The 9,455-nt window shown below is 69.2% G+C and carries 11 protein-coding genes; 7 read left to right on the forward strand and 4 right to left on the reverse strand.

Annotation, left to right across the window (positions count from 1 at the left end; genetic code table 11):
* The first annotated feature begins 15 nt into the window (after window positions 1-15).
* Entirely contained in the window at window positions 16-624 is a 609-nt protein-coding gene (locus ACK4ZD_RS03750) for an NMCC_0638 family (lipo)protein (protein WP_409658932.1), read from the forward strand.
* Between the two features lie 11 nt (window positions 625-635).
* Here ACK4ZD_RS03750 and ACK4ZD_RS03755 read toward each other — a convergent pair whose 3' ends face one another.
* Genes ACK4ZD_RS03755 through ACK4ZD_RS03765 form a run of 3 tightly spaced genes read right to left on the reverse strand, consistent with a single transcriptional unit; the run spans window position 636 to window position 3,574 of the window.
* Window positions 636-1,631: a cytochrome d ubiquinol oxidase subunit II gene (locus ACK4ZD_RS03755; RefSeq protein ID WP_409658934.1), complete on the reverse strand. Its 996-nt coding sequence runs from the start codon at window positions 1,629-1,631 to the stop codon at window positions 636-638.
* On the reverse strand, window positions 1,628-2,989 hold the full coding sequence (locus ACK4ZD_RS03760) for a cytochrome ubiquinol oxidase subunit I (protein WP_409658936.1): 1,362 nt from the start codon (window positions 2,987-2,989) through the stop codon (window positions 1,628-1,630). Before ACK4ZD_RS03760 ends, ACK4ZD_RS03755 begins: the two co-directional genes overlap by 4 nt.
* A 24-nt stretch (window positions 2,990-3,013) precedes the next feature.
* Entirely contained in the window at window positions 3,014-3,574 is a 561-nt protein-coding gene (locus tag ACK4ZD_RS03765) for a GbsR/MarR family transcriptional regulator (protein WP_409658937.1), read from the reverse strand.
* Between the two features lie 330 nt (window positions 3,575-3,904).
* Between ACK4ZD_RS03765 and ACK4ZD_RS03770 the strand changes: the two genes are divergently transcribed.
* The 4 genes from ACK4ZD_RS03770 to dut are packed head-to-tail and all read left to right on the forward strand — an operon-like array spanning window position 3,905 to window position 7,194.
* On the forward strand, window positions 3,905-4,360 hold the full coding sequence (locus tag ACK4ZD_RS03770) for a TlpA family protein disulfide reductase (RefSeq protein ID WP_409658939.1): 456 nt from the start codon (window positions 3,905-3,907) through the stop codon (window positions 4,358-4,360).
* Window positions 4,361-4,401: 41 nt separating this feature from the next.
* Window positions 4,402-5,508: a transglutaminase-like domain-containing protein gene (locus ACK4ZD_RS03775; protein WP_409658941.1), complete on the forward strand. Its 1,107-nt coding sequence runs from the start codon at window positions 4,402-4,404 to the stop codon at window positions 5,506-5,508.
* 7 nt (window positions 5,509-5,515) lie between these two features.
* A complete protein-coding gene (gene coaBC / locus ACK4ZD_RS03780) occupies window positions 5,516-6,748 on the forward strand; it encodes a bifunctional phosphopantothenoylcysteine decarboxylase/phosphopantothenate--cysteine ligase CoaBC (protein WP_409658954.1) in 1,233 nt (410 codons plus the stop codon).
* Window positions 6,745-7,194: a dUTP diphosphatase gene (gene dut, locus ACK4ZD_RS03785; protein ID WP_409658943.1), complete on the forward strand. Its 450-nt coding sequence runs from the start codon at window positions 6,745-6,747 to the stop codon at window positions 7,192-7,194. The genes coaBC and dut overlap by 4 nt, the downstream gene beginning before the upstream one ends.
* A gap of 37 nt (window positions 7,195-7,231) precedes the next feature.
* Here the strand turns inward: dut and ACK4ZD_RS03790 are convergent, their stop codons facing one another.
* Window positions 7,232-7,753 (reverse strand): peptidylprolyl isomerase, encoded by a 522-nt coding sequence (locus ACK4ZD_RS03790; RefSeq protein WP_409658945.1) that lies wholly within the window; start codon window positions 7,751-7,753, stop codon window positions 7,232-7,234.
* A 25-nt stretch (window positions 7,754-7,778) separates the two neighbouring features.
* Between ACK4ZD_RS03790 and ACK4ZD_RS03795 the strand changes: the two genes are divergently transcribed.
* A complete protein-coding gene (locus ACK4ZD_RS03795; RefSeq protein WP_409658947.1) occupies window positions 7,779-8,912 on the forward strand; it encodes a JmjC domain-containing protein in 1,134 nt (377 codons plus the stop codon).
* Window positions 8,913-8,928: 16 nt separating this feature from the next.
* Window positions 8,929-9,429, forward strand: a complete 501-nt coding sequence (locus tag ACK4ZD_RS03800; RefSeq protein WP_409658949.1) for a hypothetical protein — start codon at window positions 8,929-8,931, stop codon at window positions 9,427-9,429.
* Window positions 9,430-9,455: the final 26 nt, after the last annotated feature.

Here is a 9,455-nt window from a genome sequence, read left to right on the forward strand (position 1 = left end):
CGCCGGTGTTGCGCCATGGCCGATCGGCTGCGACTCGCAGTGATCGCCGCGGCGCTGTGGGTGTGGGTGCCTTCGGCCGGGCTGGCCCGGGACGTCGCGGGGCTGCGCGACGCCGTCCCGACCGAGGTGGTGCGCTGGTTCGTCGAGGGGTGTGTGGCCCACGAGGGCGAGCCCGTGCCGGTGATGGACTGGGCGCTCACCCAGGGCTTCGACCCGCTGGATCCGATCTTTCCCGAAGTGGGCGCCTTGCTGGCCGGCCGCGCGGGCGCCGTGCTGCGCAGCCCCGATGGGGCCGTGATGCTGGCCACCACCACTGATGGGGCGTGCACCGTGTGGGCCGAGCGAAGCATCGGGCCGGCCGTCTTCCTGGCCTTGCAGCAAGCCATCGGCCAACTCGCCAGCCGTGGCGCGCGCGTGCAGGTGCAGTTCGAGCGCCACATCGAGCGCGCGGGGGCCTGGCGGCGCCAGTGGCAGGCGCGCTATCGCCGCGTGGGCGGCGCGATGGACCTGGGCCTGGGCTCGGTCACCACGCTGACCGACACTCCTGCCGCCCAGGTGCTACAGCTCTCGCGGGTGCCGCCCGCAGGACCGGCGTCCGACCCCGACGGGCTGCCGCGGCGCTGAGTCGCGGTGACTCAGGCGTAGGTCAGTTCACGCGCCTTGCCCCAGAACACCCGGTAGGCGAAGACGGTGTAGCCGATGATGGCCGGCACCGTCAGCGCCGTGCCGAAGAGAATGACCTTGAGCGAGGCGGGCGCGCTGGCGGCTTCCCAGATGGTGAGCCGGTCCATCACCACATAGGGGTAGAGGCTGTAGGCCAGGCCGAAGAAGCCCAGCACGAAGACCGCCACCACCAGCGCGAAGGGCACCCAGCACAGGCGGCCCAAGACACGCGGCGAGTTCAGCAGCACGCGCAGCGTGACCAGTGCGGCGGCGGTCACCAGCGGAATCGGCAGCAGCGCGATGAACCCGGGCATCGTGAACCAGCGGCCGCGGACCGTCTCGCTCACCCAGGGCGTGGCCAGCGAGATCAGGGCGATGCCCAGCACCACCGGCAACCAGGCCAGCCGGGCCCATCCGGCTGCACGGGCCTGCAGCTCGCCCTCGGTCTTCATGACGAGCCAGGTGGCGCCCAGCAGCACGTAGGCCGTGGCCAATGCGATCGCGATGGCCGCGGCAAAGGCGGTGAACTGCCAGCCTTCGGCAAAGCCGGTGATGTAGCGGCCCAGCATCCAGCCCTGGGCCAGGGAGGCCATCATCGAGCCCGCGAAGAAGGCGCGGTTCCACAGCGGCTTGTGTTCGTCTTGCGCCTTCACGCGGAAGTCGAAGGCCACGCCGCGCAGGATCAGGCCGATCAGCATCACCGCCACAGGCAGGTACAAGGCCGTGAGCACGATGCCGTGGGCCTTGGGGAAGGCGATCAGCAAGATGCCCACGCCCAGCACCAGCCAGGTCTCGTTGGCATCCCAGAAGGGGCCGATGGACGAGACCATCACATCTTTCTGCTCGAGGGTGGCGCGGTGCATCAGCATGCCCACGCCCAGGTCGAAGCCGTCGAGCACGACATAGGCGAGCATGGCCAGGCCCATCACGGCCATGAAGATCAGGGGCAAGGTGTCGTCGAAGCTCATGGAGTGGACTTTGCAGCGAGAGTGGGGCGGGCGCTGGCATAGCGCACCGGCGCGTCGATGGGCTTGCCGGCCATGTGGGCCAGCACGCCCACATAGGCGACGATGAGGGCCAGGTAGACGGTCACGTACGCGGCCAAGGTGAACGCGATCATCGGGGCGGGAGTGCTCGATACCACCTCGGAGGTGCGCAGCAGGCCTTGCACGATATAGGGCTGACGACCGATCTCGGTGACGTACCAGCCCGCCACCGTGGCCGCCCAGCCGGAGAAACTCATCGCGGTCAGGCCCCACAACAAGGGCCGCGGCAGCCGCTCGGGCGCCCAACCGCGCCGGCGCAGCATCCACCAACCCAGCCAGCTTGCCAGCAGCATCAACAAGCCCGTGCCCACCATGATGCGGAAACCGAAGAAGACCGGCGCCACCGGCGGTTGCGAGCCGATGAATTCATTGAGGCCGCGGATCTCGCCGTCGAGCTCGTGCGTGAGGATGAGGCTCGCCCCCTTGGGGATGCCCAGCTCGAAGCGGTTGCTGCGCGTGGCCTCGTCGGGCCAGGCGAACAGCAGCAGTGGCGCACCGCGCTGGGTCTCCCACACGCCTTCCATGGCCGCGATCTTCTGCGGCTGATGCTCCAGGGTGTTCAGACCGTGCAGGTCGCCCACGAGGATCTGCAGCGGGATGAGCACCGCTCCCAGCGTGAGGCCGGCGCGCATCACCTTGGGCGTGGAGGCATTCGCCTTGTTCTTGAGGATCTGCCAGGCGCTCAGGCCCGCCAGCAAGAAGGCCACCGTCAACCCCGAGGCCAGCAGCATGTGGGTCAGCCGGTAGGGGAAGGAGGGGTTGAAAACCACCTCGGCCCAGCTCGTCACGTGGAATTCGCCGTTGAGGATCTCGTAGCCGGCCGGGGTCTGCATCCACGAGTTGAGGCTGAGGATCCAGAAGGCGCTCATCGTCGTGCCCAGGGCCACGAGAAAGGTGGCCAGCAGGTGCACCCGTTCACTCACCTTGCCATGACCGAAGAGCATCACCCCCAGGAAGGTGGCCTCCAGGAAGAAGGCGGTGAGCACCTCGTAACCCAGCAGCGGGCCGGCGATGTTGCCTACGCGCTCCATGAAGCCCGGCCAGTTGGTGCCGAACTGGAAGCTCATCGTGATGCCAGAGACCACGCCCAGCGCGAAGCTCAGTGCAAACACCTTGGTCCAGAAGCGGTAGGCCCCGAGCCAGGCCGCATCCTGCGTGCGCAGCCAGCGCCAGCGGAAGAAGAGCAGCACCCAGCACAACGCGATCGTGATGGTGGGAAATAGGATGTGAAAGGTGATGTTGGCGGCGAACTGCAGCCGGGCGAGGAGGAGGGCGTCCATGGCAAGAGGTGCGGTCTGGGGGAATCAGCGGGGCAAGGCGCTTTGCGGTCGCAGCTTGCCGGTGTACTCGAGCAGCTTGCCCACGCGCGAGCCCATCTTCATCAACTGGGCCAGCGTCTGGGCATCCATGCGTTGCACGTCGTCGAACCAGGTGGTCATCAGTTCGATCAGGTCGTGCATGCCCTTCATGCGCTCCTGGGCGATGCGGTCCTCCTCCTGCGTGGGTTCCTCCAGCAGGGCGTTGCGCAGCATCGACAGCGTGGGTTCGATCTCGCGGCGGCGGCGCTCCTCGGCCAGGGTGCGGAAGATCTCCCAGGCGTCGGAGGGCGCCTCGAAGTACTCGCGGCGGTCGCCGCTGAGGTGCCGGAGCTTCACCAGCCGCCAGGCCTGCAGTTCCTTCAGACCCATGCTGACGTTGGAGCGCGAGAACTCGAGCCGCTCGGCGATCTCGTCGGCATTGAGCGGGCGGGGCGAGACGAAGATCAGCGCGTAGATCTGCCCCACGGTGCGGTTGATGCCCCAGCGGCTGCCCATTTCCCCGAAATGGGCGACGAAGCTGCGCACCAGGGGGGTCATGCTGTTCATGGGGATGGCTTGCACGAGGGTCTTGAGATGCCTCAAGTATCGTCTGAAATTTCAGTAATTTCTGAAAATATGGAAAAACCTGCCGGGGCGGTCAGGAATGCGCGTGCAGGCTGCGGATAATTTGCGCGTCGTTTCGTCCGGACGCTCGTCGTGGCTGCTGCCTCACATTGCAACGTTTTATCCCGCCGCTCTTGTCTGAGGGCGGCTGCGCTGCTGGGCCTGCGGCCTTCGGCCCTGTGGGCTGTGCCCGTGGCTGTGGGCGGGGAGGGCGGATTTGGGCCGCACGTCTCGCGCGAAGCGCCGCGTTCCGGCGCCGGGGCTCGGGCCCTGGTGCGTCCCTGGCCTGTCAATCGCCCGGCACCGTCGCTGACCTTGGCTGCGTTGGAGGGCGGGACGCGCCGTCTGGCCCACTGGAAGGGCCGGGTCGTGGTGTTGAACTTCTGGGCCAGTTGGTGCGAGCCTTGCGTGTCGGAGATGCCGGCCCTGCTGCGCCTGGCCGAAGGCTGGGCCGACCAAGGGCTGGCCGTGCTGGCGATCAACTACCAGGAGAGCGAGGCCAAGGTGCGGTCGTTCTTGGACCTGGTCTTCGGCGAGATTCCCGAGGCGCTGCCGGTGCTGATGGACCGCGATGGTGCGGCCGCCAGAGCCTGGACGCCGCGCGTGCTGCCTACCACCGTGATCGTCGATCGCACGGGGCGGCCGCGCTGGAGCGTGATCGGCGAGTTCGACTGGACCGGCGCCCAGGCCCGCGATCTGATCAATCCCTTGCTGCGCCAGGACCGATAATCCGCGGCGTCGAGGCTCGTTGCATTTCAAGGAAAAGAATCATGGTTCAAGGCTTCGTGTACCGTCGCCGCCGCGTGCTGCAGGGTCTGGGAGCGGCCATGCTCGGGCTCGGCTCGTTGGCGACGGCCCGGGCACAACGCCGCTTCGAGCCGGCGCCGGGGGGCTGGCGCCGCTTTGAGGTCACCACCCGTGTCGAACTGCAGCAAGCGGCCGGTGCGGCCAGCGTGTGGCTGCCGCTGCCGTCCATGCAGACCGGGTACCAGCAGTCGCTCGACAGCCAATGGCGCGGCAACGCGTCCAGCGCCCGCATCGTCGCCGATGACCGCTACGGCGCGCGCATGCTGATGGCCCGCTTCGAGGCCTCGGTGTCGGCTCCCGTGGTCGAGGTGAGCAGCGTCGTGCTCACCCGTGACCGGGCCGTCGACTGGAACCGTCCGTCGCGGGTGTCCGAAGACCCCGCCACGTTGCGCTTCTGGCTGCAACCCACCGATCTCATGCCCACCGACGGCATCGTGCGCGACACCGCGCGCAGAATCGTCGGCGGCGCCCGCCGGGACACGGACAAGGTGCGGCGCATCTACGACTGGGTGGTTCATTCCACCTACCGGGAGCCGCTGGTGCGCGGCTGTGGCGTGGGCGACATCAAGGCCATGCTCGAGACCGGCAACTTCGGCGGCAAGTGCGGGGACATCAACGCCCTCTTCGTGGGGCTGTGCCGCGCGGCGGGGGTACCCGCCCGCGACGTCTACGGCATCCGGCTGGCGCCGTCGGCATTTGGCTACCGCGAACTCGGCGCGAACCCTGTCAACCTGAAATCGGCCCAGCACTGCCGCGCCGAGGTCTTCCTGCGCGAGCATGGCTGGGTGGCGATGGACCCGGCCGACGTGGGCAAGGTCATGCGGCAGGAGTCCGCGCAGTGGATCCGGGATCCGCGCGATCCGCTCGTCGCTCCCGTCTACGAGGGGCTGTTCGGCGGCTGGGAGGGCAACTGGATGGCCTACAACACCGCGCATGACGTGGCCTTGCCCGGCTCGGACGGCCCGCGTCTGGGTTTCCTGATGTACCCGCAGGCCGAGCATGCCCAGGGCCGTTACGATCCGCTCGATCCCGACCGTTTCAAGTACACCATATCCGCCCGTGAAATCTGACCCTCCCCTGGCCCTGCAGGGCCGCAGGCTCGTGCTGGCCCTGTCGGGCGGCGTGGCCTGCTACAAGAGCGCCGACCTCGTGCGCCTGCTCGTCAAGGCCGGCGCCTCGGTGCGGGTGGTGATGAGCGAGAGCGCCGAGCGTTTCATCACGGCGGTGACGATGCAGGCCCTGTCGGGCCAGCCGGTGGTCACGAGCCCCTGGGATGCGCGCGAGTCCAACAACATGGCGCACATCAACCTCACCCGCGGGGTCGATGCCATCGTGATCGCGCCGGCCAGTGCCGACTGCATCGCTGCGCTGGCGCAAGGCCGCGCCGACGACTTCATCAGCCTGACGTGCCTGGCCCGGCCCTGGGGCGTGGGCGAACAGCCCTGCCCGCTGCTGCTGGCGCCGGCGATGAACCGCGAGATGTGGTCGCACCCGGCCACCCGGCGCAACGTGGCCCAGGTGGTGGCCGATGGCGCCGTGCTGTTGGGCCCAGCCCACGGGGATCAGGCCTGCGGCGAGATCGGCGACGGCCGCATGCTGGAGGCCGAGGAGCTCTTCGAGGAGATCGTTGCTTTCTTCGAGCCCAAGCTGCTGCAGGGCCAACGGGTGCTGATCACCGCAGGGCCGACCTTCGAGGCCATCGACCCGGTGCGGGGCATCACCAACCTGTCCAGCGGCAAGATGGGTTTTGCGCTGGCGCGCGCGGCCCGCGAGGCGGGGGCCGAGGTCACGCTGGTGGCCGGCCCGGTGGCGTTGGACACGCCGCGCGGCGTGCGCCGCATCGATGTGCGCAGTGCCGTGCAGATGCACGAGGCGGTGATGTCTGTGGCGTCGTCGCAGGACGTGTTCATCGCCACGGCCGCGGTGGCCGACTGGCGGCCCGCCCTGGCGGCCGAACACAAGCTCAAGAAGGACGGCTCGGGTCGGTGTCCGGCGCTGAACTTCGTCGAGAACCCCGACATCCTGGCCAGCGTGGCGCGCCTGCCCAAGCCTCCGTACTGCGTAGGCTTTGCGGCCGAGAGCGAGAAACTGGCCGAGCACGCCCGCACCAAACGCGAGCGCAAGGGGGTGCCCCTGCTCGTGGCCAATCTCGGCCCGGCCACCTTCGGCCGCGACGACAACGCCTTGCTGCTGGTGGACGAGCAAGGCGAGCGGGCCTTGCCCGAGGAGGGCGGCCGCGCCGACAAGCTTCTGCTTGCGCGCCTGCTGGTGCGCGAGATCGCCCAACGCCTCACCCCGACCCGCACATGACGACGATCGCCCTGAAAGTGCTCGACCCCCGCATGGCCGAGCACCTGCCCACGTATGCCACGCCCGGCAGTGCCGGCCTGGACCTGCGCGCCTGCCTCGAGGCCCCGCTGCTGCTCGAGCCGGGCCAAACCCGGCTCATCCCCACCGGGCTGGCCCTGCACATCGGCGATCCCGGGCTGGCCGCGCTGATCCTGCCGCGCTCAGGCCTGGGTCACAAGCATGGCATCGTGCTGGGCAACCTGGTCGGGCTGATCGATTCGGACTACCAGGGCCAGCTCATGGTGAGCTGCTGGAACCGCGGTCACGAGACCTTCACGGTGCAGCCGATGGAGCGCATCGCGCAACTGGTCATCGTGCCGGTGGTGCAGGCCCGCTTCGAGCGGGTCGAGGACTTCGACGCTTCGCACCGCGGCGAGGGCGGCTTCGGCTCGACCGGCCAGCATTGACGGCCCCCTGGGGCACGTCCAACGGCCGGATGGCGGTTCAATGGAGCTGTGAACCGCCGGGCGCCGTGGCCATCACGCTGACCACCGGCTGGCCCACGCTGCCATTCTCGATCTCCGCCTCGGTGGCCTCGCGCACGTCGCGCACCTTCAGCGCCAGGCGCAGCGCGATGCCGGCCAAGGGGTGGTTGCCGTCCAGCACCACGTGGCTGTCATAGACCTCGGTGACCGTGTAGATGCGGTCGGCGGGCATGTCGCGGGTGGTGATGCCTTCGGGCAGGCCGTCGAACTGCATGCCCGGTTCGATGTGCTCGGAGAAGATCTTGCGGTCCTCGAAGAAGACCAGCGAGGGGTCGTAGTCACCGAAGGCGTGCTCGGGCTCCAGGTGGAGCCGGGCCTCGAAGCCCGTTTCCTGGCCCTCGAGCACCTCCTCGACCTTGGCCAGCAGATCGTCGCCGCCATAGAAGAACTCGACAGGCTCGGCCAGCTCGTCGATGAGGTGACCCAGGGTGTCTTCGAGTCGCCAGGTGAGGCTGACGACACAGGGAGAGGTGATGCGCATGCTCAATGATCGCACAATGGCGGCCATGCAGATCTCACGTCCCCACACCCTGCTCGGCGGCCTCAGCCCCGAGACCTTCATGCGCCGTCATTGGCACAAGCGACCCTTGCTCGTGCGCCAGGCGTTGCGCCACCTGCCCGAGCTGCCCACGCGCGACCAGCTCTTTGCGCTGGCGGCGCGCGAGGACGTCGAGTCCCGCCTGATCCGCCGGACCGAGCGCGGCTGGCAGCTTCGCCACGGGGCGCTGCCGCGCCGTGCCCTGCCGCCGCTGTCGCGTCCGGGCTGGACGCTGCTGGTGCAGGGCGTGGACCTGCACCACGAGGGCGCGCACCGGCTGCTGCAGGCCTTCCGCTTCGTGCCCGATGCGCGGCTGGACGATCTGATGATTTCCTATGCCAGCGACGGCGGCGGTGTGGGCCCGCATTTCGACTCCTACGACGTCTTCCTGCTGCAGGTGCACGGGCGCAGGCGCTGGCGCATCGGCCGGCTCGACGATGGCCGGCTGCTCGACGGCGTGCCGCTGAAGATCCTGGCCCACTTCCGCGCCGAGGAGGAGCATGTGCTGGAGCCGGGCGACATGCTCTACCTGCCGCCCCGCTGGGCGCACGACGGCGTGGCCGAGGGCGAGTGCATGACGGCCTCGATCGGCTTTCGCGCCCCGCGCCGCGAGGAACTGCTGCGCGAGGTGCTCGTGCGCGAACTCGAGGCCCGCGAGGCCGACGAGGACAGCCCGCTCTACCGCGACCCGCGGCAGGCGGCCACCGCCACGCCGGCCCGGATGCCGCAGGCCCTGCAGGACTTCGCGCTGCAGGCGGTGCAGTCGCTGCTGCAGGACCGCCGGGCCCTGCAGTGCGCGCTGGGCGAGTACCTGAGCGAACCCAAGCGCGGCGTGTGGTTCGAGCCGTGCGAGGCCGGCGATCTCTCGCACGGCCTGCGGCTGGACCGGCGCACGCGGATGCTGTATGACACGCACCATGTCTTCATCAATGGCGAGGCGTTCCGTGCTGCCGGACCGGACGCCCGGCTGATGCGTCGGCTGGCCGATCGTCGCGAACTGGACGCCGCCGCCTGGCGCTTGGCCAGCGATGCGGCGCGGGAGCTGCTCTTGCAGTGGGCCGAGGACGGCTGGCTGCACCCGCTCGCCCCGGCGCCCGCCTGACCCGAGGAGCGAGCCCATGGACGCCACCGACACCTGCGCGACCCCGCCCCCCATCGCGAGCCGCGCCGACTTCCACCGGGTGCTCGTGCAGGCCTTCGAGCGGGCGGCCGAGGTCGGCTGCCGCGAGATCTGGCTGTGCGACGTGGACTATGCGGACTGGCCGCTGGGCGAGCGTGCGGTGGTGCAGGCCCTCACGCGCTGGGCGTATGCCCACCGGCGACTGACGTTGCTGGCGTGCCGCTTCGACGAGGTGCCGCGGCGCCATGCACGTTGGGTGGCCTGGCGGCGCGACTGGGGGCATGTGGTGGAGTGCCTGGCACTGCCGGAGGTCGAGCCCTCGCAGGTGCCGTGCTTCTGGTTCGCGCCGGGCCTGCAGGCGGTGCGCCTGGTCGACCCCTTGCGCTACCGCGGCTTCGTGGACACGGCCGCGGCCGACCTGCTCCTGATGCAGGACCGGGTGCGCGAACTGGCCCAGCGGGGGGTGCCCGACTTCCCGGTCACCACGCTGGGATTGTGATTAAGTGCAAACCCTATATAATCCGC

It is taken from the genome of Caldimonas sp., assembly GCF_046291045.1.
Classification (GTDB): domain Bacteria; phylum Pseudomonadota; class Gammaproteobacteria; order Burkholderiales; family Burkholderiaceae_C; genus Caldimonas.

Bases quoted from the DNA above. Each gene is read 5' to 3' on its own strand.
- ACK4ZD_RS03790 (WP_409658945.1), bottom strand. From the start codon at position 7,753: ATGCGCATCACCTCTCCCTGTGTCGTCAGCCTCACCTGGCGACTCGAA.
- ACK4ZD_RS03775 (WP_409658941.1), top strand. From the start codon at position 4,402: ATGGTTCAAGGCTTCGTGTACCGTCGCCGCCGCGTGCTGCAGGGTCTG.
- dut (WP_409658943.1), top strand. From the start codon at position 6,745: ATGACGACGATCGCCCTGAAAGTGCTCGACCCCCGCATGGCCGAGCAC.
- ACK4ZD_RS03750 (WP_409658932.1), top strand. From the start codon at position 16: ATGGCCGATCGGCTGCGACTCGCAGTGATCGCCGCGGCGCTGTGGGTG.
- ACK4ZD_RS03800 (WP_409658949.1), top strand. From the start codon at position 8,929: ATGGACGCCACCGACACCTGCGCGACCCCGCCCCCCATCGCGAGCCGC.
- ACK4ZD_RS03755 (WP_409658934.1), bottom strand. From the start codon at position 1,631: ATGAGCTTCGACGACACCTTGCCCCTGATCTTCATGGCCGTGATGGGC.
- ACK4ZD_RS03765 (WP_409658937.1), bottom strand. From the start codon at position 3,574: ATGAACAGCATGACCCCCCTGGTGCGCAGCTTCGTCGCCCATTTCGGG.
- ACK4ZD_RS03795 (WP_409658947.1), top strand. From the start codon at position 7,779: ATGCAGATCTCACGTCCCCACACCCTGCTCGGCGGCCTCAGCCCCGAG.
- ACK4ZD_RS03760 (WP_409658936.1), bottom strand. From the start codon at position 2,989: ATGGACGCCCTCCTCCTCGCCCGGCTGCAGTTCGCCGCCAACATCACC.